Origin of the sequence: Nocardioides sp. Leaf285 (assembly GCF_001422955.1) — a bacterium.
Lineage (GTDB): Bacteria > Actinomycetota > Actinomycetes > Propionibacteriales > Nocardioidaceae > Nocardioides > Nocardioides kribbensis.
Genome location: NZ_LMNH01000003.1, coordinates 207,900 through 231,602, shown reverse-complemented (window position 1 = coordinate 231,602; position 23,703 = coordinate 207,900). Strand labels below are relative to the sequence as shown.

At 75.1% G+C, this 23,703-nt stretch carries 20 protein-coding genes and 1 tRNA gene; 8 read left to right on the top strand and 13 right to left on the bottom strand.

Features of this window, described 5'->3' with window-relative positions:
* Window positions 1-7: 7 nt before the first annotated feature.
* The 3 genes from ASF47_RS09550 to ASF47_RS09540 form a co-directional block, all read right to left on the bottom strand.
* The gene (locus ASF47_RS09550) at window positions 8-988 is read right to left on the bottom strand and encodes a ribose-phosphate diphosphokinase (RefSeq protein ID WP_425572632.1); all 981 of its coding nucleotides are present in this window, start codon (window positions 986-988) and stop codon (window positions 8-10) included.
* A gap of 128 nt (window positions 989-1,116) precedes the next feature.
* Entirely contained in the window at window positions 1,117-2,565 is a 1,449-nt protein-coding gene (gene glmU, locus ASF47_RS09545; protein ID WP_056863780.1) for a bifunctional UDP-N-acetylglucosamine diphosphorylase/glucosamine-1-phosphate N-acetyltransferase GlmU, read from the bottom strand.
* Window position 2,566: 1 nt separating this feature from the next.
* Window positions 2,567-2,645 (bottom strand) — tRNA-Gln (locus ASF47_RS09540).
* Between the two features lie 67 nt (window positions 2,646-2,712).
* Between ASF47_RS09540 and ASF47_RS09535 the strand changes: the two genes are divergently transcribed.
* Complete coding sequence (locus tag ASF47_RS09535) at window positions 2,713-3,804, top strand: ATP-dependent DNA ligase (RefSeq protein ID WP_082500182.1); 1,092 nt, start codon at window positions 2,713-2,715, stop codon at window positions 3,802-3,804.
* Window positions 3,805-3,840: 36 nt separating this feature from the next.
* Window positions 3,841-4,419, top strand: a complete 579-nt coding sequence (locus ASF47_RS09530) for a hypothetical protein (protein ID WP_056863779.1) — start codon at window positions 3,841-3,843, stop codon at window positions 4,417-4,419.
* A 340-nt stretch (window positions 4,420-4,759) separates the two neighbouring features.
* Here the strand turns inward: ASF47_RS09530 and ASF47_RS09525 are convergent, their stop codons facing one another.
* On the bottom strand, window positions 4,760-5,848 hold the full coding sequence (locus ASF47_RS09525) for a WD40/YVTN/BNR-like repeat-containing protein (RefSeq protein ID WP_056863778.1): 1,089 nt from the start codon (window positions 5,846-5,848) through the stop codon (window positions 4,760-4,762).
* 44 nt (window positions 5,849-5,892) lie between these two features.
* On the opposite strand from ASF47_RS09525, the gene ASF47_RS09520 reads away from it, so the two are divergent.
* The 4 genes from ASF47_RS09520 (at window position 5,893) to ASF47_RS09505 (ending at window position 8,846) form a co-directional block, all read left to right on the top strand.
* Complete coding sequence (locus ASF47_RS09520) at window positions 5,893-6,771, top strand: EamA family transporter (RefSeq protein WP_056863777.1); 879 nt, start codon at window positions 5,893-5,895, stop codon at window positions 6,769-6,771.
* A 123-nt stretch (window positions 6,772-6,894) separates the two neighbouring features.
* Window positions 6,895-7,101, top strand: coding sequence for a hypothetical protein (locus ASF47_RS09515; protein ID WP_056863776.1), 207 nt, complete (start codon window positions 6,895-6,897; stop codon window positions 7,099-7,101).
* A 54-nt stretch (window positions 7,102-7,155) separates the two neighbouring features.
* A complete protein-coding gene (locus ASF47_RS09510; protein ID WP_056863775.1) occupies window positions 7,156-8,088 on the top strand; it encodes an alpha/beta fold hydrolase in 933 nt (310 codons plus the stop codon).
* Between the two features lie 8 nt (window positions 8,089-8,096).
* Window positions 8,097-8,846, top strand: a complete 750-nt coding sequence (locus tag ASF47_RS09505; protein WP_056863774.1) for a ZIP family metal transporter — start codon at window positions 8,097-8,099, stop codon at window positions 8,844-8,846.
* A gap of 11 nt (window positions 8,847-8,857) precedes the next feature.
* Here ASF47_RS09505 and ASF47_RS09500 read toward each other — a convergent pair whose 3' ends face one another.
* The 8 genes from ASF47_RS09500 to gatC all read right to left on the bottom strand — a co-directional run bounded on the left by ASF47_RS09500 (window position 8,858) and on the right by gatC (window position 18,721).
* Entirely contained in the window at window positions 8,858-9,721 is an 864-nt protein-coding gene (locus ASF47_RS09500; protein ID WP_228942359.1) for an ECF transporter S component, read from the bottom strand.
* Window positions 9,718-11,337 carry an ABC transporter ATP-binding protein gene (locus ASF47_RS09495; protein WP_056863773.1) on the bottom strand — a complete coding sequence of 540 codons (1,620 nt, stop codon included), beginning with the start codon at window positions 11,335-11,337 and terminating at the stop codon, window positions 9,718-9,720. The genes ASF47_RS09500 and ASF47_RS09495 overlap by 4 nt, the downstream gene beginning before the upstream one ends.
* Window positions 11,334-12,431 (bottom strand): energy-coupling factor transporter transmembrane component T, encoded by a 1,098-nt coding sequence (locus ASF47_RS09490; RefSeq protein WP_056863772.1) that lies wholly within the window; start codon window positions 12,429-12,431, stop codon window positions 11,334-11,336. Before ASF47_RS09490 ends, ASF47_RS09495 begins: the two co-directional genes overlap by 4 nt.
* On the bottom strand, window positions 12,428-13,414 hold the full coding sequence (locus ASF47_RS09485; RefSeq protein WP_056863771.1) for a hypothetical protein: 987 nt from the start codon (window positions 13,412-13,414) through the stop codon (window positions 12,428-12,430). The genes ASF47_RS09490 and ASF47_RS09485 overlap by 4 nt, the downstream gene beginning before the upstream one ends.
* A 2-nt stretch (window positions 13,415-13,416) precedes the next feature.
* The gene (locus ASF47_RS09480) at window positions 13,417-15,093 is read right to left on the bottom strand and encodes a hypothetical protein (RefSeq protein WP_056863770.1); all 1,677 of its coding nucleotides are present in this window, start codon (window positions 15,091-15,093) and stop codon (window positions 13,417-13,419) included.
* 246 nt (window positions 15,094-15,339) lie between these two features.
* The gene (gene gatB, locus ASF47_RS09475) at window positions 15,340-16,863 is read right to left on the bottom strand and encodes an Asp-tRNA(Asn)/Glu-tRNA(Gln) amidotransferase subunit GatB (protein WP_056863769.1); all 1,524 of its coding nucleotides are present in this window, start codon (window positions 16,861-16,863) and stop codon (window positions 15,340-15,342) included.
* On the bottom strand, window positions 16,860-18,425 hold the full coding sequence (gene gatA, locus ASF47_RS09470) for an Asp-tRNA(Asn)/Glu-tRNA(Gln) amidotransferase subunit GatA (protein WP_056863768.1): 1,566 nt from the start codon (window positions 18,423-18,425) through the stop codon (window positions 16,860-16,862). The genes gatB and gatA overlap by 4 nt, the downstream gene beginning before the upstream one ends.
* On the bottom strand, window positions 18,422-18,721 hold the full coding sequence (gatC, locus tag ASF47_RS09465) for an Asp-tRNA(Asn)/Glu-tRNA(Gln) amidotransferase subunit GatC (protein ID WP_056863767.1): 300 nt from the start codon (window positions 18,719-18,721) through the stop codon (window positions 18,422-18,424). Before gatC ends, gatA begins: the two co-directional genes overlap by 4 nt.
* Before the next feature lie 119 nt (window positions 18,722-18,840).
* On the opposite strand from gatC, the gene wrbA reads away from it, so the two are divergent.
* On the top strand, window positions 18,841-19,437 hold the full coding sequence (gene wrbA, locus ASF47_RS09460; RefSeq protein ID WP_228942354.1) for an NAD(P)H:quinone oxidoreductase: 597 nt from the start codon (window positions 18,841-18,843) through the stop codon (window positions 19,435-19,437).
* A 1,241-nt stretch (window positions 19,438-20,678) separates the two neighbouring features.
* On the opposite strand, the gene ligA is transcribed toward wrbA, so the two are convergent.
* On the bottom strand, window positions 20,679-22,820 hold the full coding sequence (ligA, locus tag ASF47_RS09455) for an NAD-dependent DNA ligase LigA (protein WP_082500181.1): 2,142 nt from the start codon (window positions 22,818-22,820) through the stop codon (window positions 20,679-20,681).
* A gap of 100 nt (window positions 22,821-22,920) precedes the next feature.
* Here ligA and ASF47_RS09450 point away from each other — a divergent pair, with 100 nt between their 5' ends.
* Window positions 22,921-23,607, top strand: a complete 687-nt coding sequence (locus ASF47_RS09450; protein WP_082500180.1) for an alpha/beta hydrolase — start codon at window positions 22,921-22,923, stop codon at window positions 23,605-23,607.
* Window positions 23,608-23,703: the final 96 nt, after the last annotated feature.

Genomic DNA, 23,703 nt, shown 5'->3' with positions numbered 1-23,703 from the left:
GGCTGGCTCAGGCGTGCCCGTCGAACATCGAGGTGACCGAGCCGTCCTCGAAGACCTCGCGGATGGCGCGCGAGACCAGCGGGGCGATCGAGAGCACCGTGAGCTTGTCGAAGTGCCGGTCCTCGGGGATCGGCAGGGTGTTGGTGACGATGACCTCGGCGGCCGGGCTGTTCTTGAGCCGGTCGACGGCGGGGTCGGAGAGGATCGCGTGGGTCGCGGCGATGATGACGCCGGCGGCCCCGTCGGCCATGAGGGCCTCGGCGGCCTTCACGATGGTGCCGCCGGTGTCGATCATGTCGTCGGTGAGCACGCAGATCTTGCCGGCGACCTCGCCGACGACACGGTTGGCGACGACCTCGTTGGCCACGTCGGTGCGGCGGGTCTTGTGGATGAAGGCCAGCGGGGCCCCACCCAGCTTGGCCGACCAGCGCTCGGCGACCTTGATCCGCCCGGCGTCGGGCGAGACGACGCACAGCTGCTGGTCGCCGTACTTCTCCATCACGTAGTCGGTGAGGATCGGCAGCGCCATGAGGTGGTCGACGGGGCCGTCGAAGTAGCCCTGGATCTGGTCGGCGTGCAGGTCGACGGCGATCAGCCGGTCGGCGCCGGCGGTCTTGAAGAGGTCGGCCATCAGGCGCGCCGAGATCGGCTCGCGGCCGCGGTGCTTCTTGTCCTGGCGGGCGTAGCCGTAGAACGGCATGACCACGGTGATCCGCTTGGCCGAGGCGCGCTTGAGCGCGTCGACCATGATCAGGTGCTCCATGATCCACTCGTTGATCGGCGCGGTGTGGCTCTGCAGCACGAACGCGTCGCAGCCGCGCACCGACTCCTCGTAGCGGACGTAGATCTCCGAGTTGGCGAACTCGTAGGCCGAGGTCGGCACGAGGTCGGTGCCGAGGATCTCGGCCACCTCCGCCGCGAGCTCGGGGTGGGCCCGCCCACTGAAGACCATCAGGTTCTTCTCGGTGGTCTTCTTCATTCCGGTCACGGCGCTGCCTTCGTCTCGCGGGAAGGGGGACGACGAGCAGTCTGGCCCAGACCGGCCCCGCTCCCCAACCCCGGGTCCACCGTGGTCCTCGCGCGTGTGCGACACCTCTCGTTCACCCCGGCGACGCCTCAGGGCTCCTCGGGCCGCGCCGCCTCCGCGGCCTCGGCCTGGGCGGTCCCGGCGCGGCGCTGCCGGGCCCAGCCCTCGATCACGCGCAGCGGCCCGGCGCTGACCGCGAGGGCGCCGGCGGGCACGTCGCCGCGCACGACGGTGCCGCCGCCGGTGGCGGCGCCGTCGCCGATGCTCACGGGCGCGACGAAGGTGTTGTTGGAGCCCGTGCGGGCGTGGCGGCCCACGGTGGTGCGGTGCTTGGCCACGCCGTCGTAGTTGGCGAAGATCGTGCCGGCGCCGATGTTGGTGCCCTCGCCGATCTCGGCGTCGCCGACGTAGGACAGGTGGGGCACCTTGGCGCCGTCGCCGAGCACGGCGTTCTTGGTCTCCACGAAGGCCCCCACCTTGGCCTCGAGGCCGAGCCGGCTGCCGGGGCGCAGGTAGGAGAACGGGCCGACCGTGGCGCCGGCCCCGACGACGGCCAGCTCGCCGTGGGTGCGCACGACCCGGGCGCCCGTGCCGACCTCGCAGTCCTTGAGCGTGGTGTCGGGGCCCACCACGGCGTCCTCGGCGACGACCGTGGCGCCCAGCAGCTGGGTGCCCGGGAGGATGGTCACGTCGGGCTCGAGCACCACGTCGGCGTCGATCCACGTGGTCTCGGGGTCCATGACGGTGACGCCCTCGCGCATCCAGCGCTCCACGATGCGCCGGTTCAGCTCGCGGCCCAGGGCGGCCAGCTGCACGCGGTCGTTGGCGCCCTCGGTCTGGCGCACGTCGTCGATGGCGTAGGCACCGACCATCATCCCGCCGTCGCGGGCGATCTGGACCAGGTCGGTGAGGTAGTACTCCCCCTTGGCGTTGTCGTTGCGCAGCCGGGGCAGGGCCTCGACGAGGAAGTCGCCGTCGAAGGCCATGATCCCGGAGTTGATCTCGCCGATCTCGCGCTGCTCCGGGGTGGCGTCCTTCTCCTCGACCACCGCGACCACGTCGCCGAGCGCGTCGCGCACGACGCGGCCGTAGCCGAACGGGTCGGGCACGAGGCCCGAGAGGATGCTCACCGCGCGCTGGGCGGCCTCGTGGTCGGCGGCGAAGCGCCGCAGCGACTCCCCGCTCAGCAGCGGGGTGTCGCCGTAGGCGACCAGCACCGTGCCCTGCGGGCGCGCCTGCGCCGCGACCAGGGCGTCGACCGCGACCCGCACGGCGTGGCCCGTGCCGTGCTGCTCCTCCTGCACCGCCAGCACGGCGGAGGGGTGGATCGAGGTGATGTGGGGCCCGACCTGCTCGCGCTGGTGGCCCACCACCGCCACGACCTGGCGTGGCTCGAGCGCGCCCACCGCGGCCAGGACGTGACCGATCATCGAGCGACCCCCGATGGGGTGCAGGACCTTCATGGTCTTCGACCGCATCCGGGTGCCGCCGCCTGCGGCGAGGACGATGACGGTGACGTCGTTCAACGGTGCCTCCATGCTCCCCGGGTAGGAGTCGAACCTACGTCGCTAGTCCTGATTCAAAGTCAGGCGGGCCCTGCCGGCAGACCAACCGGGGATAGGTGCCACAGGGTAGGGCCCCCGCCGAGGAGCGTCACAACCTGCCGGTCTCGCTACGGTGGCCGGGTGGACCTGCCCGTGATGCCGCCCGTGCGGCCGATGCTCGCCAAGGCCGTCGACGGCGTGCCCGACCCCGCCGCCCAGGGCGGGCTCTCCTTCGAGCCCAAGTGGGACGGCTTCCGCTGCCTGGTCTTCCGCGACGGCGACGAGGTCGAGCTGACCTCGCGCAACACCAAGCCCCTCACCCGCTACTTCCCCGAGGTGGTCGCCGCGGCGCGCGAGCAGCTCCCGCCGCGCTGCGTGCTCGACGGGGAGCTCTTCGTCGCCTCCGGGGGCCGGCTGCAGTTCGAGGTGCTCCAGGAGCGCATCCACCCCGCCGCCTCCCGCGTCGAGCTGCTCTCGACCACCACCCCGGCCTCCTTCGTCGCCTTCGACCTGCTCGCCCTGGGCGAGGACTCCTACGTCGACCGCCCCTTCCGCGAGCGCCGCGCGGCGCTCGAGCAGGCCCTCGCCGGCCTCGTCGGCGGCGGCGGGCCCTGCCACCTGACCCGCACCACCACCGACCGCGCCGAGGCCCAGGGCTGGTTCGAGCAGTTCGAGGGCGCGGGCCTCGACGGCGTGGTGGCCAAGCCGCTCGGCGCGGCGTACGTCGAGAACGGGCGCACCATGCTCAAGGTCAAGCACGTGCGCACCGCCGACGTGGTGGTGGCGGGCTACCGCGAGCACAAGACCTCCACCCCCGAGGCCCCGCTGCTGGGCAGCCTGCTGCTGGGACTGTGGCACGAGGGCCGCCTCCAGCACGTCGGGGTCAGCGCCAGCTTCACCGCGGCGCGCCGCGCCGCGCTGGTCGAGGAGCTGCGACCGCTCGTGTGTCCCGTCGAGGAGCACCCGTGGGGCGAGTGGCAGGAGTGGGCGGTCGCCAACCCCGACCGGGTGCCCGGCACCCAGAGCCGCTGGAGCGCCGGCAAGGACCTGTCCTTCACCCCGCTGCGCCCCGAGCGGGTGCTGGAGGTCAAGTACGACCACATGGAGGGCAGCCGCTTCCGCCACACCGCCCACTTCCTGCGCTGGCGCCCCGACCGCGACCCGGCCTCCTGCGGCTACGACCAGCTCGAGGAGCCGGTCGGCTACGACCTCGACAGCGTGCTCCAGGGCTGAGCGGGGACCACTCCCGCGGACCACTAGAGTCGCAGGATGACGCAGACCCCGGGCGGCGCACCCGCCGACGAGACCGTCCACCCCGACTACGACGTCGTGCTGCTCGTCGAGCAGGCGCTCAGCGCCGCCGACGCCGCCCAGGTCAGGTCGCTGCACGAGGCCCTCGAGGAGCCGGTGGTCTACCACGTGCTGCTCCCCGTCGACGACGCCCCGGCCCGGGTGCAGGCGGCCATGGGCTCCCTCGGCGGCGCCGAGCCGCTCGCCTCGCCCGCCGTGGTGCTCGACGAGGACGACCTCGAGGTCGTCGAGCAGGAGGCGCTGGGCCGCAGCGAGCGCGAGCTCGCCGACACCCTGGCCCACCTGCGGGCCTCCGGGGTCACCGTGCACGGCGAGCTGGTCACCGCTCCCCCGGTCGACGCCCTGGCCGCCAAGGTCGCGGCCGTCGACGGCCGCGAGGCCATCATCCTCACCAGCTCCCACGTCGTCGCGGAGTTCTTCCACGTCGACTGGTCCTCCCAGGCCCGCCGCAAGCTGGGGGTGCCGGTGCTGCACCTGCTCGAGCACGAGACCTTCGACGAGCAGGCCGGCGGCGGCGAGGGCGCCACCCTCATCTGAGCCACCCCTCCCCCGCCCGACCCCCGATTTTGTTGCCGAACTGTGGATTTCGCTTGGACGTCCTGTTCGCCCGCCGGCCGTAGTGTTCTTCTTGTCGGAGCGGTCCGGGGGGACCGACACCGACAACCACGATCCGAAGCGACGCAGCACCGCGATTCTGGGGGGAACGCGGTCACGACGCCGAGGTGAACAGGTCCGGGACTCCGGGGGGAGTCCGACAGGTCGCCGGGGGGCGACCAGGACCAAGATCAGAAGACCCGCTCGGCCACCGGCCGAGCGGGTCTCTGTCTTCTCAGGGGCCTGTCTTCTCAGGGGCCTGTCTCTCCAGGGGCCTGTCGTGTCAGGGGAGCACCGCGGCCCGGACCACCATCACGTCGGGCAGGTCGCTGACCACCGGGCGCCACGTCTCGCCGCAGTCGAGCGACCCGAAGACGGTGCCGTTGCGTGCGCCGACGTAGAGCCCGGCGCGCTCGTGGGTGTCGGTGCACATCGCGTCGCGCATCACCGCGACCCAGAAGGGCGCGGGCAGGCCCTCGCCGTGACCGGTCCAGGTCTGCCCCGCGTCGCGCGAGCGCCACACCAGCGCGCGGCCCTGCGGCGGGAAGCGGCCGTCGCCGCCGCCGAGGGGGAAGACGAAGAGCGTGTCGGGGTCGTGGGGGTGCACGACCACGGGGAAGCCGAAGTCGGAGGGCAGCCCGTCGGCGATCGAGGTCCACCGGGTGCCCTCGTCGTCGGAGCGGTAGACCCCGCCGTGGTTCTGCAGGTAGAGCCGATTGGGGCGCGCCGGGTGGCGGGCCACCTTGTGGACGCACTGGCCGAACTCGGGGTACTGCTCGCCCTCGGGCAGGAACTCCGCGCGCAGCCCCTCGTTGGCCGGCGCCCACGAGGCGCCGCCGTCACGGGTGCGGTAGACCCCGCCCGTCGAGATCGCGGCGACCAGGGAGTCGGGGTCCTCGGGGTGCGGCAGCAGGGTGTGGAAGGCCTGGCCGCCGAAGCCGGCCCCCCACCGCTCGCGGTGGGGGTGGTCCCACAGCGCGTCCACGAGCACGAAGCTCTCCCCGCCGTCCTGCGAGCGCCACACCGCCCCCGGCTCGGTGCCGGCCCAGACCACGCCGGGTGCGCTGCCCGCCACCAGCTGCCAGACCCGCTCCACGGCGGCCTCGCGCCGCTCCTCGAACCGCACGCCCCCGTCGGGACCGGCCTGCCAGGTGGCACCCAGGTCGTCGGACCAGGTCACGCGGGGACCCAGCCACATCGAGGAGGCGCCGGCGAGCAGCCGCACCCGGCCCTCACGCGTGTCGACCAGGCAGGAGTAGACCTCGTCGGTCTCGACGTGCGGCCCCGTGAAGCGCCACTCCTCGCGCTCGGCGTCGGAGCGGCCGATCCACAGCCCCTTGCGCGTGCCCACCATCAGGACGGTCTCGGACATGCTCGGATTCCTCTCGTCGACGGGTCGGTCACTACCGTGACCCGGTGAGCGGGCGGAAGTCATCGGTGCGGCGCGTGTCGACCTCGCCCGTGCTGCTCGTCCTGGTGGGCATCGCCTCGGTGCAGCTGGGCGCAGGGGTGGCCAAGAGCCTCTTCGACGAGGTCTCCCCCACCACGCTGGTGTGGCTGCGCCTGGCCTCGAGCCTGCTGATCTTCGCCGCCGTCGTGCGCCCGCGCCTGCGCGGCCACAGCCGCGGCGACTGGCTGGTGGTGCTCGGCTTCGGCCTCGCGCTCGGCACCATGAACTGGGCGATCTACCAGTCCTTCGCGCGGATCCCGCTCGGGATCGCGGTCACCATCGAGTTCGTCGGGCCGCTCAGCCTGGCGCTGCTCGGCTCGCGGCGGGTGCGCGACCTGGCGTGGGTGGGCCTCGCCGCCGCCGGCGTGGCGCTGCTCGGCCTCGACACCGACGGCGTCACCTGGGCGGGCGCCGGGTTCGCGCTGCTGGCCGGCGCCGCGTGGGCGGCGTACATCCTGCTGAGCGCGCAGACCGGACGGCGCTGGGAGGGCGTCGACGGCCTGGTGGTCGCCAGCCTGGTCGCGACCCTGCTGCTCACGCCGTACGTCGTGGGACCGGGGCGCGGCGACCTCGACAGCGCCTGGGTCCTCGCCGTCGGCGCGGCGGTGGGGCTGCTCAGCTCGGTGGTGCCCTACAGCTGCGAGCTCGTGGCGCTGCGCTCGCTGCGCCCGGCCGTCTTCGGGATCCTGATGAGCCTGGAGCCGGCCGCGGCGGCGCTCGCCGGCATCGTGGTGCTCGGCGAGCTGCTGAGCGCACCGCAGTGGCTGGCCATGGCGTGCGTGGTCGTGGCCAGCATCGGCGCCACCCGCAGCGGGCGCCCGCTGCCGGCGCCCGTGCCCGACTGAGGTCTGACACGGTGTCGCGGGCACGGTTCATCCCCCCGACACACGGCCTTGACGTGGTCGTCGCGCCACCGCACTAGGGTCGGGGCCACCGCACCACCCCGGAGTCGTCAGCAGGAGCCGCCCATGCGCACCCGGATCCCCCACCAGGTCCTCCAGCCGCTCGCCCGCGCCCGTCGCTGGCCGGTCGAGGCCCAGCAGCGGGCCTGCCGCAACGCCATGGTCGCGAGCACCGCCCTGGCCCGCACCCGGGCCGAGCGCGACGACGTCGAGGAGTTCTTCGCCGCCCGCGCCCGGGCCGCCGAGCCCGACCCCGACGCCCGGCACGCCTGACCGCGCGTCGCACGTCACGCCCCGCGCCGCGCGATCCTGCGGCATGATCGGGTCATGCCGATCTCCCGCGCCCGCACCGGGACCGCCTCCTCGCTGAGCTTCCACGAGGTCCTCTCCGACGACGGGACGCGCCTGCGGGCGTGGACCAACGACCCCGAGGGCGCCTTCCCGGGGCCCACCGTGCTGCTGTGCAACGGCCTGGGCACCAACCCCTGGTCGTGGCCGGCGCTGCTCGAGCCCGACTGCGGCGTGCGGGTCATCTCGTGGAACCACCGCGGCACCGGTGGCTCGGCCCGCCCCGTCGACACCGACCGCGTCGGCATCGAGGAGTTCGTCGAGGACGGGCTGTCGGTGATGGACCACTTCGGCGTGGACCGCGCGGTGCTCATGGGGTGGTCGATGGGCGTCAACACGATGTACGAGCTCGCCTTCCGCCACCCCGAGCGGGTCGCCGGGCTCTTCGCCGTCGCGGGCGTGCCCGGCGACACCTTCGCGACCATGCTCGGCCCGCTGCACCTTCCCCACCCGCTGGCGCGCCTGCTCACCGTCAACGTCTCGCGCGCCATGCGCCTGGCCGGCCCGCTGCTGACCCCGATCTCGACGCGACTGCCGATCGGCGAGAGGGCCGTGGCGCTGCTCAGCCACAGCGGCTTCATGCTGCCGGTGCACGACCTCGAGGCGACCGCGCTCACGGTCAAGGAGTTCCTCACCACCCCGCTGGGCTGGTACTTCCACCTCGCCCTGCGCACCTCCGAGCACGGGCGGGTCTCGCTGCGCAACATCCGCGTGCCCGCCGCCTTCGTCGCCGGCACCTGGGACGTGCTGGCCGGCGCCCGCGACATGGCCAGCGCCGCCGCCCGCATCCCCGGCGCCACCTACACCGAGATCGCCGGCAGCCACTTCCTGCCCCTCGAGCACCCCGACCGGGTCCACACGTTGCTGCGGGAGTTCCTCGCCACCGTCGAGGGCAAGGCACCGCGGCGCTGAGCGGCCACGTGCCGATCTGGCTCCAGGCCGGGGGGTGGGGGCTCGTCGCGGGCGGGGCCCTCGTGCTCGGCGCGGCGATCGCGTGGTTCGTCACCGTGCCCCGCACCGTGGTGGCCACCGTCATGGCCTTCGGCTCCGGCGTGCTCATCTCGGCGCTGGCCTTCGACCTCGTCGAGGAGGCCGAGGCGGGCGGCGGTCTGGGGGCCACCGTGCTCGGCTTCCTGGGCGGCGCCGCCGTCTACACCCTCGCCAGCGCCGCCCTGGCCCGGCGGGGTGCTCGGCACCGCAAGCGCTCCGGTGACCAGCAGCCCAGCGAGGAGGAGCAGCAGGGCAGCGGTGCGGCCATCGCCGTCGGCGCCCTGCTCGACGGTGTGCCCGAGTCGGTCGTGCTGGGCCTGAGCCTCCTCGGCGGCCAGGGCGTCGGGGTGCCCGTGCTGGCCGCGATCGTCATCTCCAACCTGCCCGAGGGCCTCTCCAGCGCGTCGGGCATGCGCCGCAGCGGGCGCTCCGCGCGCTACGTCTTCGGGGTCTGGGGCGGCATCGCCGTGGCCAGCGGAGTCGCGGGCCTGCTCGGCGCGCTCCTGCTGGGAGGGGCGCCCGCAACGCTGATCGCGGTCATCACCGCGCTGGCCGCCGGGGCCATGCTCGCCATGATCACCGACACGATGATCCCCGAGGCCTTCGAGAGGGCGGGCACGTGGACGGGCGCCGTGGCCACCCTCGGCTTCGTCGTCGCCTTCGTCCTCGACCGCGTCTGACCCCGGTCCGGTCAGCCCTGCGGTGCCACCTCGGCAGGGGCGACCCGGCCGGTCACGAGGCTGCGCCGCGCGGCGCGGCGCAGGGTGGTCAGCACGGCGGGACCCAGCACCAGCACGGCGACGACGTTGGTCACCGCCCGCACGGTGTCCCACCCGGCCGTGGAGGTGAGCAGCGTGTAGACCACGAAGGTGTGCAGGTTCTCCAGCACCGGGGCGCCCGGCTCGAAGGCCAGCTGGAGCTCCTGGCCGGGCACGTAGACGCCGGTCAGGAAGGGCCAGCTGGAGAGGTTCATCAGCAGCCCGTAGACGTACGCCGCGACCGCGGCGTAGACCGCCAGCAGCACGAGCTCGCCGCGGCCCGTCACCCGTCGTGGCAGCAGCCCCGCGCCCATGCCCACCCAGGCCGAGCAGATCATCTGGAAGGGCAGCCACGGCCCGACGCCCGCGGTGAGCAGCGCGGAGGCGAAGAGCGAGGTGCAGCCGAGCACGAAGCCGAAGCCCGGCCCGAAGACCCGCCCGGCCAGGATGATGAGGAAGAAGACCAGCTCCACGCCGCCGGTGCCCGGGGAGACCCCCCGCACCACGGCCACCACCGCGCTCAGCACGCCGAGCACCGCCAGCACCCGGGGGTCGAGACCGCCCTCGCTGACCTCGGCGAGCACCACGGCCACCACCACCGGCAGCAGCACCAGGAACACGAACGGCGGGTCGACCCGCTCGCCCGCGGGGGCGTCGAGCAGCAGCGGCCACAGCAGCATGAGCAGCCCGGCGACGCCGGCCACGACCAGGACCGCCGCCGTGCGCCGCGAGACCGGCACCGCGGCGGGCCGCGCCGGCTGCGGGGCGCGCACCCGCGGGGTCGTCGAGGAGCTCACGCCGTCACCGGCTCGCCGGGGCCGGCGGCCAGCGCGGCGACGACCTCGTCGACGCGCAGCCAGGGCGCGCCGAGGACCTTGGTGACCTGCGGGGCGAAGGCGGGCGACTCGGCCACGACCCGGCGCACGGGGCCGGCCGAGACGACCTCGCCCTCGGCCAGGACGACCACGTCGTCGGCGGCCTGGGCCACGAACTCGACGTCGTGGGTGGCCACCAGCACGGCCTGACCGCCCGCGGCGAGGTCGCGCAGCACCCGGGCGAGCACGTGCTTGGCGGCGTAGTCGAGACCGCGGGTGGGCTCGTCGAGCAGCACGACGCGGGGCCGGGCCACCAGCACCACGGCGAGCGCGAGCGCGAGGCGCTGGCCCTCGGAGAGGTCGCGCGGGTGGGAGTCGTCGGGGATGCCGGGCACGAGGCGGTCGAGCAGCGCGCGGCAGTCGCCCGGGGCGCCGTCGACGTCGGCGGCCGCGCACTCCTCGGCCACGGTCTCGAGGTAGAGCAGGTCGGCGGCGGTCTGGGGCAGCATCGCGACGTGCCCGCGGCGCCGGTCGGCCGGCAGCCGGCCGGTGTCGACGCCGTCGACCTCCAGGTCGCCGCCGCGGCGGGCGCGGCTGCCCTGGAGGGTCCACAGCAGGGTCGACTTGCCGGCGCCGTTGCGCCCCATGAGGCCGACGACGCGTCCGCCGAGCAGGGTGAGGTCGACCTCGCGCAGGGCGACGGTCTGGCCGTGGGCCACGGTCACCCCGCGGGCCCGGGCGGCGCGCGCGGCGTCGGGGGCGACCGGGGCCGGCGCGGCCGGCGGCTCCGCGAGGCGCTCGCGCAGCGCCCGCACCCGCCGCCGGGCGTCGCGCACGCTCAGCGGGAGCGGGTCCCAGTCGGCGGCGCGGCCGAGCTCCACGAGCGGGGGCGCGACGGGCGAGGTGGCGAGCAGCTCGGAGGGCTCCCCCACCCGCACCCCACCGTCGCCGGTGAGCAGCACCATCCGGTCGGCGAAGGGCACGACCCGCTCGAGGCGGTGCTCGGCCAGGAGCACCGAGACCCCCAGGTCGTGCACGAGGCGCGTGAGGGTGGCCAGCACCTCCTCGGCCGCCGTGGGGTCGAGGGCGGAGGTGGGCTCGTCGAGCACCAGCAGCCGCGGGTGCATCGTGAGCACCGCGCCGATGGCGACGCGCTGCTGCTGGCCACCCGAGAGGGTGCGCAGGTCGCGCCCGCGCAGGTCGGCGATGCCGAGCAGGTCGAGGGTCTCCTCGACCCGGCGGCGCATGGTCTCGCCGGGCAGGCCGAGCTGCTCCATGCCGTAGGCCAGCTCCTCCTCGACGGTGTCGGTGACGAAGCCGGCGGCCGGGTCCTGCCCGACGTAGCCGATGGCGTGGGCGCGCTCGCGGGGCGGGTCGTGCACGATCGAGCGGCCCTCGAGCAGCACGTCTCCGGAGAGCACCCCGCCGGAGAAGCGCGGCACCAGGCCGGTCACCACCCCGAGCAGGGTCGACTTGCCCGCGCCGGTCGGGCCCGAGACCAGCACCAGCTCGCCCTCCTCGACCTCCAGGTCGACGCCGTGGAGCACGGGCCGGGCGGCGCCGTCGTAGGCGAAGCCGATGTCGCGTAGCGCGATCACGCCGTCACCACCCGGGGGGCGGTGACCCGCGTCGGCGGGCTCGCCACGGCGCCCAGCAGCGCCACCCCGGCGCCGAGGAGCACCGCGAGGCTCACCGTCGGCACGGCGTCGAGGCGGGGCAGCGCCACCAGCGGCTGGTGGCGCGCGACCCACTGGCCGAGCACGGCCACCACCACGCCCGCGGCGACCACGAGCAGCTCGGGGGTGCGCCAGCGGTCGGGGCGGTAGCGCGAGCGCTCCACGCGCCGGCCGGCGCTGACCGTGCCGAGCACGGCCACCGCGACGCCGAGCAGCAGCATCGGCGTGGCCAGCCAGCGGGGCGCCTCCTGGTCGAGGCCGGCGTAGACGCCGACGCAGACCCCGCACAGGCCGGTGAGCATGAGGGCACCCGTGACCCGGCGACGCGTCGGCGAGGCGTCACCGGAGCGGCCGTAGCCGCGGGTGTCCATGCCGGCGGCCAGGGCCAGGGAGCGCTCGAGCGCGTCCTCCAGCACCGGCACCAGGAAGCGGCGCATCGACCCCACCCGCCCGGCCGCGGGCGCCGCGCGCAGCGACTGCGCTGCGCGCACCCGCTGCACGCTGTCGGCCAGCTGCGGGAGCACCGAGACCGCGACCACGAGCGCCGTGCCGACCTCGTAGAGCGCCGGGGGCACCGAGCGGAGCAGCCGCTTGGGGTTGGCCAGGGAGTTGGCCGCGCCCACGCAGATGACGATCGTGGCCAGGCGCAGGCCCTCGTAGGCGCCGGCGAGCAGCGACTCCAGCGTTACCGGCCCGAGCAGCACGATGCCGGCCGCGGCCTCGGGCAGCGGCACCGCGGGCAGGTCGAGCAGCACCGTGCCGTTGGACCCGCCGCCGAAGACGACCCGGAACACCACGCGGATGACCACGATGGCGACGCCGAGCCACACGTAGAGCCGGAACGACGCCCCCCACGGCTGGTCGGAGCGGCGCAGGCCCACCGCCAGGGCCGCGACCCCCACGAGCAGCAGCAGGCTGAGCGGGTTGGTGGTGGCCGAGGCCGCCACGGCGAGACCGATCGCCCACAGCCACCAGGCCACGGGATGGAGGTCGCGCGCGAGACGGCCGCGGCTCACGCCTGCGGCCCCCCGGCGGAGCGGCGGCGTACGGCGAGCACGACACCGGCCACGGCCAGCAGCCCGGCCACGGCGCTCAGCCCCACCCACGCGGGCAGGCCGTCCGCGTCGGCGGCCGCATCGGCGTCGTCGGCGGAGTCGGCGGCGGCGTCGGCCAGCACCTCGGCGCCCGAGGGCTCGGCCGAGCCGCTCGCCGAGGGGCTCGGCGACGCGGAGGCGTCGTCGCGCTCGCCCCGCCCGCCGCGACCCTCGCGCCCGGGACGGTCCTCGTCGCGGGCGCGCTCGTCGGGGCGCCGGTCGCCTGATCGCGCGGAGCGGTCGGACCCGGCCGCGCCGGTCGTCTCGGACGGGCCGTCGGGGTCGGCCGTGGCGCTCGGCGCCGGGGTGGCCGCGGGCGCTGAGGGCGCGGGGCCACCCGCGCCGCCGCCGGCCGAGCCGCCGCCGGAGCCCCCGGAGCCGCTCCCGCCGGAGCCGGCGCCGCCTCCGGAGCCACCCGCGGGCTCGTCGTACCGGGCCGGGGCGACACCGGGCTGGTCGCTGCCGCTGCCGTCGACCCACGCGAAGGCGACCGAGCCGCCCTCGGGCACGGTGAGGCCGGAGACGCCGCGGGTCGCGTAGGTCCACGAGCCCGACGTGCCGTCGGAGACCCACAGCGACCAGTAGGCGGTGGCCGGCGGGGTGCGCTGGCAGGTCTGCTCGGCGGGCTTGCCCTGCACGGTGCAGACGAAGTCGCCCTGGCCGGCGACGTAGGCCAGGTCGACGCCGGCGGCCTCGAAGACCTCCTGGGCCGAGTCGCCCCCGCCCCCGGGCACGCAGAGCTGGGCGATGCCGCCGCCGAGCTCCTTGAAGTCGACGACGGCGCTGGCGCCCTCGCCGCCGGTGCACGACGCGGCCGAGGCCGGGGCCGGCACCAGCGCGGGGCCCGTCGCCACCGCCGTCAGGACGGCGGCGGCGACGGCGCGCAGGACGGTGTGGGCGCGCACGGTCAGCGCACGACCCGGACGGTGGCCTCGCCCGTGCGGTCGGCGAACTGACCCTTCGCCCGGAGCGTCGCGAGTCCCAGCGCCCCGCTGACGCGCACCTCGGTGACGACGCGGCCCTCCTCGTCGGCGCGGGCCACGCTCTTGGAGCCGCGGAACGTCACCACGGTGCGCTCCCCGGGCACGAGGCCGGAGACGGTCACGACGTGGGACCCACCCCGCTCGGCGCGCCGGGCGGTGTCGACGCCGAGGGTCTTGGGGCCGAGCACACGCACGTCGACGGAGCCGACGACGCCGCTCTCGCCCCGCACCTCGTAGGTGGCGGTGCCGGCGCGCTCGGGGCTGACGGTGAGGCCGGCCGAGCCGTCGCGACCGGCGGTGGCGCCCGCGGTCTCGCCGCGGCCGGCGCCACTGCCGGTGAGGCAGAGCTTGGCGCCCGGGGCCAGCCCGGTGACCTCCACGGTGAGGGCGCGGCCCTTGCGGGCGAGGTCCTTCGCGGCGACGGCGTCCTCGCCGGTGTCGGTGGAGGAGGCCAGCGCGGGCGCGGCCTGGGCGGTGGCGCGCAGGAACTGGCCTCGGTCGGCGGGGCGGACGCCGTCGGTGCGGGCGCCCTTCCGGGCCGTGTCGTCGTAGGCCACGGCGCCGAGGTCGGCGTCGTCGAAGCGGTTGCAGTCGCCGACGCCGGCGACCTGGCGGGCCCGCAGCCAGGCCGCGGCGTCGGCGGCGGCGTCGGCGCTGGCCGCGCCCACGCCGAGGTCGGCGAGGTCGCCGAGGGCCCAGCCGGCCAGGCCGGTGCTGTTGGCGTTGCCGGGGAAGGCGGTGGCGTCGGTGCCGGAGTCGAAGGAGCCGTTGGCGTTCTGGAAGCCCGCCAGCCAGGCGGCGGCGTCGGCCAGCGCGGCGTCGACCTCGGCGTCACCCGCCTGGGGCAGCAGCGACAGCACCGCCTGCGCGGTGGCGTCGACGCTGGCGTCGGCCCCGCTCCCGCAGGCCTGGTCGGTCGCGGTGGCCGGCGCGAAGTCCTGGCGGAAGAAGCCGGCCCCGCACTGCTGGAGCAGCAGGAAGTCGGTGGCGGCGTCGGCCTCGTCGCTGCCCGCGGCCTGGAGGCCGCGCACGGCGAAGGCCTGGCCCAGCGTGTTGGCGAAGTCGCCGGTCGGGTCGGGCTCGCCGTCCTTCGTGGCGACGTCGGCGATGCGCCCGGCGGTGGCACCGGTGTCGGCGGTCTGGGCCTCCAGCGCTCCGACGAGGTCGATCTCCTCGACGGTGGCCGGGTTGACGCCCGCGGCCTGGAGGCCCACGAGGGCCTTGGCCACGGCGCCGGCCGCGCGCCCGGCGTACTGGGCGCCGTCGAAGGGGTAGGCGTAGTCGGTGTAGACCGTGGGGTCCTCGGCGACGGCCGCGGCGATCGCGTCGACGGTGGCGTCCTGCCCGCCGACCGCGGCCAGCGCGAGCTCGGCGTCGATGGACAGGCCGTAGTCGGTGAACGGCGCGCCGAAGCTGCGGTAGGTCAGCAGCCCGTCGTCGACCTGGCCCGCGAGCCAGTCGCCGGCGCGCTGCGCGGCGACGGGGTCGAGGTCGCCGGCGGCGGCCTGGGCCGGGGTGGTGAGGCCGGGCACCGCCAGCAGGGCCAGGGACAGGACGGGGGCGGCGGCGAGGGCGCTCGCGCGGCGCAGGGGGTGACGCATGGGGATTCCTTCCCGCTGCGCACGGCGGGAGGCGCCCCGGCTGATCCGGGGCGGGCCACCCGCCGTGTTCCTCGACAGCGAATGATCAGGACGCGTCGCAGCGGGTGCTCCGGCTCGCCGCCCCGGGGAGGACCCGGCACGGCCTACGGTTGCGGGTCAGCGCCGGACTCCGACCGGCTTCCCCCACGTGCGGGCGTGATGAGTGGTGCGGGGGCAGCGTAACCCGGGACCGCCCCCGCCGCCGCCTCAGGACAGCTTCTCGAGCACGAGCTCCTTGACCCGTGCGGCGTCGGCCTGGCCGCGCATCTCCTTCATCACGGCGCCGATGAGCGCACCGGCCGCGGCGACCTTGCCGTCGCGGATCTTGTCGGCGATGGCGGGGTTCTCGGCGATGGCCTTGTCGACCGCGGCCGACAGGGCGCCCTCGTCGGAGACCACGGCCAGGCCGCGGGCCGCGACGACCTCGTCGGGGGTGCCCTCGCCGGCCAGCAGCCCGTCGAAGACCTGGCGGGCCAGCTTGTCGGTCAGCTCGCCGGCGTCGACCATCGCCTGCACGCGTGCGACGTGCTGCGGGGTGACGCCGAGGGCGCCGATCTCGACACCGGAGTCGTTGGCGCGCCGCGCCATCTCGCCCAGCCACCACTTGCGCGCGGCCTGGGGCGCGGCGCCGGCGGCGATGGTCTCCTCGACCAGGCCGAGGGCGCCCGCGCCCACGGTGTCACGCATCTCCAGGTCGGTGAAGCCCCACGACTCCTGCAGCCGGGCCAGGCGGGCGCGGGGGTTCTCCGGCATGGTGCCGCGCAGCTGCTCCACCCACTCGCGCGACGGTGCCACCGGCACCAGGTCGGGCTCGGGGAAGTAGCGGTAGTCCTCGGCGTCGGACTTCTCGCGACCCGACGTCGTCACGCCGGTGTCCTCGTGCCAGTGGCGCGTCTCCTGCAGGATCGAGCGGCCCTCCCCCAGCACGGCGGCGTGGCGCTGCATCTCGTAGCGCACCGCACGCTCGACCGAGCGCAGCGAGTTGACGTTCTTGGTCTCGGTGCGGGTGCCGAGCGCACCGGAGCCCTTCGGGGCCAGGGAGAGGTTCACGTCGGCGCGGATCGAGCCCTGGTCCATGCGGGCGTCGGAGACACCGAGGGCGACGATCAGCTCGCGCAGCTGCGCGACGTAGGCCTTGGCGACCTCGGGGGCCTGCGCACCGAGCCCGGTGATCGGCTTGGTGACGATCTCGATGAGCGGGATCCCGGCGCGGTTGTAGTCGACCAGCGAGTAGTCGGCGCCGTGGATGCGGCCGGTGGAGCCGCCGACGTGCAGCGACTTGCCGGTGTCCTCCTCCATGTGCGCGCGCTCGATCTCCACGCGCACCGTCTCCGTGCCACCGTCGGCGGTCGGCACCAGGACGTCCATCCAGCCCTCGAACGCGATCGGCTCGTCGTACTGGCTGGTCTGGAAGTTCTTCGGCATGTCGGGGTAGAAGTAGTTCTTCCGCGCGAAGCGGCACCACTCGGCGATGTCGCAGTTGAGCGCGAGGCCGATGCGGATCGCCGACTCCACCGCCTTGGCGTTGACCACCGGCATCGCACCCGGCAGGCCCAGGCAGGTCGGGCAGACCTGGGTGTTGGGCTCGGCTCCGAACTCGGTGGGGCAGCCGCAGAACATCTTGGTCGCGGTGTTGAGCTCGACGTGGACCTCCAGGCCCATCGCCGGGTCGTAGGCGGCGAGGACCTCGTCGTAGTCGACGAGGACGTCGCCGGTGGTGGAGGTGCTCATGCGGAGGCTCCGTTCGCGTCGGTCGGGCCGGCCTGGGCGGCCAGGGCGGGCGCGCGGTCGAGCAGCGGGCCGCCCCACCGCTCGTGGAGGGCGGCCTCGAGGGCCGCGCCCACGCGGTACATCCGGTCATCGGCCAGGGCCGGCGCCAGGATCTGGAAGCCGGCCGGCAGGCCGTCCTCGTCGGCCAGGCCGCTGGGCAGCGACATGCCGGGCACCCCGGCCAGGTTGGCCGGGATGGTGGCGAGGTCGTTGAGGTACATCGCCAGCGGGTCGTCGAGCTTCTCCCCCAGCTTGAAGGCCGTGGTCGGCGCGGTCGGTGAGACCAGGACGTCGACCTTCTCGAACGCGGCGGCGAAGTCGCGGGCGATGAGCGTGCGCACCCGCTGCGCCGTGCCGTAGTAGGCGTCGTAGTAGCCGCTCGACAGGGCGTAGGTGCCGAGGATGATGCGGCGCTTGACCTCGTCGCCGAAGCCGGCGTCGCGGGTGGCCCGCATGACCTGCTCGGCGCTCGGCGAGTCGACGCCCTCGGGCAGCACCCGCAGGCCGTAGCGCATCGCGTCGAACTTGGCGAGGTTGGAGGAGGCCTCGCACGGCATGATCAGGTAGTAGGTCGCCAGGGCGTGCACGAAGGTCGGGCACGACACCTCGACGACCTCGGCCCCCGCCTTGACCAGCAGCTCCAGCGACTCCTCGAAGCGCGCTTGCACCCCGGCCTGGTAGCCCTCGCCGGAGAGCTCGCTGATCACGCCGACGCGCACGCCGGAGAGGTCGCCCTCGGCGCCGCGGCGGGCGGCGTCGACCAGCGACGGCAGCGGCTGGTCGACCGAGGTGGAGTCGAGCGGGTCGTGCCCGCCCACCAGCTCGTGCAGCAGCGCGGAGTCGAGGACCGTGCGCGTGACCGGGCCGACCTGGTCGAGGGAGTTGGCCATGGCCACGAGGCCGTAGCGCGAGACCCCGCCGTAGGTCGGCTTGACGCCCACGGTGCCGGTGACGGCGCCGGGCTGGCGGATCGAGCCGCCGGTGTCCGTGCCGAGGGCCAGCGGAGCCTCGAAGGCGGCCAGGGCCGCCGCCGATCCGCCGCCGGAGCCGCCGGGGATCCGCTCGAGGTCCCACGGGTTGCGGGTGGGGCCGTAGGCGGAGTGCTCGGTGGAGGAGCCCATCGCGAACTCGTCCATGTTGGTCTTGCCCAGGATGGGCAGGCCGGCGGCCCGGAGCCGGGCGACCACCGTGGCGTCGTAGGGCGGGACCCAGCCCTCGAGGATCTTCGAGCCGCACGTCGTGGGCAGCCCCCGGGTGGCCAGGACGTCCTTGACCGCGATCGGCACGCCGTCGAGCGCCGAGGCCGGCGACCCCGCCGCGCGACGCTCGTCGGAGGCGGCGGCCGCCGCCAGCGCACCCTCGGCGTCGACGTGGAGGAAGGCGTGCACGCCGGCGTCGGGTCCGCCGTCGACCGCGGCGATGCGGTCGAGGTGGGCCTGGGTCAGCGCGACGGAGGTGGTCGTGCCCGCGGCGAGGTCGGCGGCCAGGTCGGCGGCCGTGCGGCGGGTCAGGTCGGCGCTCACTGCTCGTCCCCGAGGATGCGCGGCACCATGAAGCGCTGCTGCTCCGACTCGGGGGCGCCGGCCAGCGCGGCCTCGGCGCCCAGCCCGGGCACCACGACGTCCTCGCGGAAGACGTTGGTGAGCGGGAGCGCGTGGGAGGTCGGGGGCACGTCGTCACCGGCCACGCCGCTGATCGAGGCGACCGACTCCAGGATCACCGACAGCTGCGGGGCGAGGTGGTCGAGCTCGGCGTCGGACAGGTCGATCCGGGCGAGGTTCGCCAGGTGCTCGACCTCGTCTCGGGTTATCTCAGGCATGGCGCTCATCCTAGGGCCGTCGCCCCGGGTCACCCGCAGGGACCTTGTGGGGCGCCGGGCGATGGCTACCGTGGAAGTTGAACGGTCAACCGACTCGCGATCCCACGGAGGTACCACCCGTGCCCAGCAAGCTCTCGATCATCTACTACTCCGGCTTCGGCAGCACCCACGCCATGGCCGAGCGCCTGGCCCAGACCGCCGAGGGACTCGGCGCCGAGGTCCGGCTGCGCCACGTCGCCGAGACCGCGCCCCGCGAGGCCGTCGAGTCGGTCGACGCCTGGAAGCAGCACGTGGAGGAGCAGGCGAGCAAGCCCACCGCCAGCCCCGACGACCTCGACTGGGCCGACGCCGTCCTCTTCGGCTCGCCCACCCGCTACGGCCACGTCACCAGCCAGCTCCAGTCCTTCATCGACACCCTCGGCCCGCTGTGGGGCCAGGGCAAGCTGGCCGACAAGGTCTACGCCGCCTTCACCTCCAGCCAGACCCTCCACGGCGGCCAGGAGACGACGCTCGAGGCCATGCACACGACCTTCGCCCACTTCGGCGGCATCATCGTGCCTCCGGGCTACACCGACCCGGTGAAGTTCGCCGACGGCAACCCCTACGGCGTCGGCAAGGTCACCGGCCAGACCAGCGAGCTCGACGACACCGACCGCAGCGCGCTCGACCACCTGGTCACCCGCGTGCTCTCGGTCAGCGACAAGCTCAACGCCTGAGCCTGCGCTCCACCCGCTCGCGAGCGCCGTCCCACAGCCGTGGGGCGGCGCTCGCTGCGTGTCGGGGAGGCATCTGCCCCAGTGCGGTCGGCCAGTGCGGTCAGTCGTCGGCGTCGGTGAGTGGCGGGAGACGACACCTGCGGCGGCCGTCGAGTCGTCGTACGCCGCCACTTCTCGGGCGGGCGGGCGGGCCGGCCGGGAACGGGACGTAGCCCCCCGTGGCGGGCCCGGTGCTGGCGGCGCTCGCGAGGAGCGACCGTGCGGTAAGTGGCGGGAGACGACACCTGCAGCGGCCGTCGAGTCGTCGTACGCCGCCACTTCTCGGGCGGGCGGGCCGGCGACGCGAGGCGCCCCCGGTGTGGCCCGCCGGTGCTGGCGTCGCTCGCGGGGACCGACCGTGCGAAAAGTGGCGGGAGACGACACGTGCAGCGGCCGTCGAGTCGTCGTACGCCGCCACTTCTCGGGCGGGCAGGCCGGCGGGCCGGCGACGCGAGGCGCCCCCGGTGTGGCCCGCCCGTGCTGGCGGCGCTCGCGGGGAGCGACCGTGCGGCAAGTGGCGGAAGACGACACCTGCAGCGGCCTTCGAGTCGTCGTACGCCGCCACTTCTCGGGCGGGCGGGCCGGCGACGCGAGGCGCCCCCGGTGTGGCCCGCCCGTGCTGGCGGCGCTCGCGGGGAGCGACCATGCGGCAAGTGGCGGAAGACGACACCTGCAGCGGCCCTCGAGTCGTCGTACGCCGCCACTTCTCGGGCGGGCCGGCCGGCGACACGAGGCGCCCCCGGTGTGGCCCGCCGGTGCTGGCGGCGCTCGCGGGGAGCGACCGTGCGGCAAGTGGCGGAAGACGACACCTGCAGCGGCCGTCGAGTCGTCGTACGCCGCCACTTCTCAGGCGGGCGACCGGGGACGCGAGGCGCTTCGCCCGCGTGGCGGGTCCGAGCGGGTCCTCGTGCGGGTGCTGGTGGTGTCCACACGGTCGCGGGCGTGGCTCCTGAGGAGCGAGCGCAGCGAGCGTCTCGAAGGCCTCCCGCCTCGACGACCACCTGGCGCCGTGGTTTCGAGACGGTCGCTGGCGCTCCCTCCTCAACCACCGGGGGGGGCGCTCACTCCTCAACCGCCCGGGGGGGGGTGGCGCTCCCTCCTCAACCCCCCGGGGGGGGTGGCGCTCCCTCCTCGACCACCGGGGGGCTGGCGGTCCCTCCTCGACCACCCGGGGCTCGGCGCCGGAGCACCGCCCCCGGGGCTCAGCCAGCGTCGTCGCCGGCATCCTCAGGAGCCTGGGACGCCGCGTCCTGGTCGTCAGCCGGGGGTGGCGGTCCCTCGGCGAGCAGGCGGGTGAAGCCCTCCTCGTCGAGGACGGGGAGGCCGAGCTGCTCGGCCTTGTCGGCCTTCGAGCCGGCGTTGGCGCCGACGACGACGAAGTCGGTCTTCTTCGACACCGACCCGGCGGCCTTGCCGCCGCGCGAGAGGATCGCCTCCTTGGCCGAGTCGCGGCTGTAGCCCTCCAGCGACCCGGTGACGACCACGGTGAGCCCCTCGAGGGTGCGGGGCACCGACTCGTCACGCTCGTCGGCCATGCTCACGCCGGCCTGCTCCCAGCGGTCGACGATGGCGGCGTGCCACGGCACCTCGAACCACTCGATGACGGCCTCCGCGATGGTGGGCCCCACCCCCTCGGCCGCGGCGAGCTGCTCCTCGGTGGCGGCGCGCAGCGCGGCCATCGAGCCGAACTCCTGGGCCAGCGCCCGTGCGGCGGTCGGGCCGACGTGGCGGATCGAGAGGGCCACCAGCACCCGCCACAGCGGGACCTGCTTGCGCTCGCCGAGGTGGGCCAGCAGCCGCTGGCCGTTGGCCGACAGCACCCGCTCGCCCTCCTCGCCCTTCTTCGCCGCGCGCGTGAACAGGTCGGTGCGCAGCAGGTCGTCGGGCCCGAGGGAGAACACGTCGCCCTCGTTGGCGAGCACCCCGGCGTCGAGCAGCGCGGAGGCCGCCTCGTAGCCGAGCCCCTCGATGTCGAAGGCGCCGCGGCCCGCGACGTGGAAGACCCGCTCGCGCACCTGGGCCGGGCAGTGCTCGTGGTTGGGGCAGCGCAGGTCCTTGTCGCCCTCCTTCTGCTCCGCCAGCGGGGTCTCGCAGGCGGGGCAGTGCGTGGGCATGACCCACTCCGCCAGCCCCTCGGGCCGCAGCGCGAGCACGGGCCCGAGGATCTCGGGGATGACGTCGCCGGCCTTGCGCAGGATGACGGTGTCGCCGGGTCGCACGTCCTTGCGGCGCACCTCGTGGGCGTTGTGGAGGGTGGCGTTCTCGACCGTCGAGCCGGCCACCCGGGTCGGCACCATCACGCCGTACGGCGTGGCGCGCCCGGTGCGGCCGACGTTGACCCGGATGTCGAGCAGCTCGGCGTTGACCTCCTCCGGGGGGTACTTGAACGCGATGGCCCACCGCGGCGCCCGGCTGGTCGAGCCGAGGCGTCGCTGCAGCGAGACGTCGTCGACCTTGACCACGACCCCGTCGATCTCGTGCTCGACGTCGTGGCGGTGCTCGCCGTGGTGCTCGATGAAGGCGCGGACCTCGGCGAGCCCGGGCAGCACCCGCACCCGCGGGCTGGTCGGTAGCCCCCAGGCGGCGAGCGCGTCGTAGGCCTGCGACTGCGAGGCCGGCTCGAAGCCGCGCCGCGCGCCGATGCCGTGGCAGACCATGCCGAGCGCCCGGGTGGCGGTGACCCGCGGGTCCTTCTGGCGCAGCGACCCCGCGGCGGCGTTGCGCGGGTTGGCGAAGACCGGCTTGCCCGCGTCGGTCATCGCGGCGTTGAGCCGCTCGAAGGCCGCGGTGGGCAGGAACACCTCGCCGCGGACCTCGACGAGCTCGGGCACCGCGAAGCCCTCGGCGGCGACCAGGCGGTGCGGGACGGAGTCGATGGTCTTCACGTTGGGGGTGACGTCCTCCCCCGTGCTGCCGTCGCCGCGGGTCAGCGCCCTGACCAGGCGGCCCTGCTCGTAGAGCAGGTTGATGGCCAGCCCGTCGACCTTCAGCTCGCACAGCAGCGCCGGGTCGTCGACGCCGTCGCGGGCCAGACGGGCGTGCCAGGCCTCGAGCTCGTCGTAGGAGAAGGCGTTGTCGAGGCTCTCCATGCGCTGGAGGTGGTCGACGGCGGTGAACTCGGTGCTGACCGCGCCGCCCACCCGCTGCGTGGGCGAGTCGGGGGTGCGCAGCTCGGGGAACTGCTCCTCCAGCTCCTCCAGCCGGCGCATCCGGGAGTCGAAGGCGGCGTCGTCGAGGGTCGGCGAGTCGAGCACGTAGTAGCGCCAGCGGGCGTCCTCGACCTCCTCGCTGAGCCGACGGTGCTCGTCGCGGGCGTCGTCGCTCACGGGGACAGGCTCGGTCATGGGAGCCATCCTGCCGGGTCGCGCCGACAGCGGCGCACCCCCTTCCGGTCCGGGGTGCTCCGGGCCCATCCACCCCCCGCCGCGGCACCGAAGAAGCACCGTGACCACCCCGCACGCCGAGCGCCCCGCGCCCTCGCTGACCCGGCTCGACGTCGAGGGCGCTCCCCGGGCGCTCGTGCTGATGCTCCACGGCGGCAAGCCCACCTCGCAGCAGGTGGTCGACGGTCGCAGCGCGTCGTGGCGCCGCGTGGCGGCCCTGCAGCGGGCCATCACCCCCGCCCTGCACGAGGCCGGCGCCTCGACCTGGCTGCTGCGCTACCGCGCTCGCGGGTGGAACCTCGACGGTGCGGGCGCCATCGCCGACGCCCGGTGGGCCCTCGCCCAGGCCCGCACCGAGCTCCCCGACACCCCCGTCGTGCTGCTCGGTCACTCCATGGGCGCGCGCACCGCCGTGCACGTCGCCGACGACGACCGGGTCGCCGGCGTGGTCGCGCTCGCGCCGTGGCTCCCGCCCGACGAGCCCGTGCGCGCCCTCGCCGGCCGGCACCTGCTCGCCGCCCACGGCCGCAGCGACAAGATCACCTCGGCGCGCCAGACCGCGGCGTACGTCGAGCGCGCGGCCCGCGTCGCGGCGTCGGCCCGCCTCGTCGACATGGGCCGCGTGGGGCACTACATGTTCCGCCGTGTCGAGGACTGGAACCGCGTGGCCACCGAGGGCGTGCTCGACCTCCTCCCGCATGAGCCCCAGCGCCGGGCCGACCGGCCCGAGCACCGCCGCGCCGACTGAGCGCGCACCCCGCCCCTCCCCCCGCGGGACGCCGGACCGACATCCGCGCGTTGGCGCGGGAACACCTGGGCGTGCCATGCTGTTCGGGATGGAACG

What these genes read in the sequence shown, in the direction of transcription:
- glmU (WP_056863780.1), bottom strand. Translation starts at nt 2,565, where the DNA reads ATGGAGGCACCGTTGAACGACGTCACCGTCATCGTCCTCGCCGCAGGC.
- ASF47_RS09530 (WP_056863779.1), top strand. Translation starts at nt 3,841, where the DNA reads ATGACGCAGACCCCGGGCGGCGCACCCGCCGACGAGACCGTCCACCCC.
- ASF47_RS09525 (WP_056863778.1), bottom strand. Translation starts at nt 5,848, where the DNA reads ATGTCCGAGACCGTCCTGATGGTGGGCACGCGCAAGGGGCTGTGGATC.
- ASF47_RS09515 (WP_056863776.1), top strand. Translation starts at nt 6,895, where the DNA reads ATGCGCACCCGGATCCCCCACCAGGTCCTCCAGCCGCTCGCCCGCGCC.
- ASF47_RS09510 (WP_056863775.1), top strand. Translation starts at nt 7,156, where the DNA reads ATGCCGATCTCCCGCGCCCGCACCGGGACCGCCTCCTCGCTGAGCTTC.
- ASF47_RS09480 (WP_056863770.1), bottom strand. Translation starts at nt 15,093, where the DNA reads ATGCGTCACCCCCTGCGCCGCGCGAGCGCCCTCGCCGCCGCCCCCGTC.
- gatB (WP_056863769.1), bottom strand. Translation starts at nt 16,863, where the DNA reads ATGAGCACCTCCACCACCGGCGACGTCCTCGTCGACTACGACGAGGTC.
- gatC (WP_056863767.1), bottom strand. Translation starts at nt 18,721, where the DNA reads ATGCCTGAGATAACCCGAGACGAGGTCGAGCACCTGGCGAACCTCGCC.
- ligA (WP_082500181.1), bottom strand. Translation starts at nt 22,820, where the DNA reads ATGACCGAGCCTGTCCCCGTGAGCGACGACGCCCGCGACGAGCACCGT.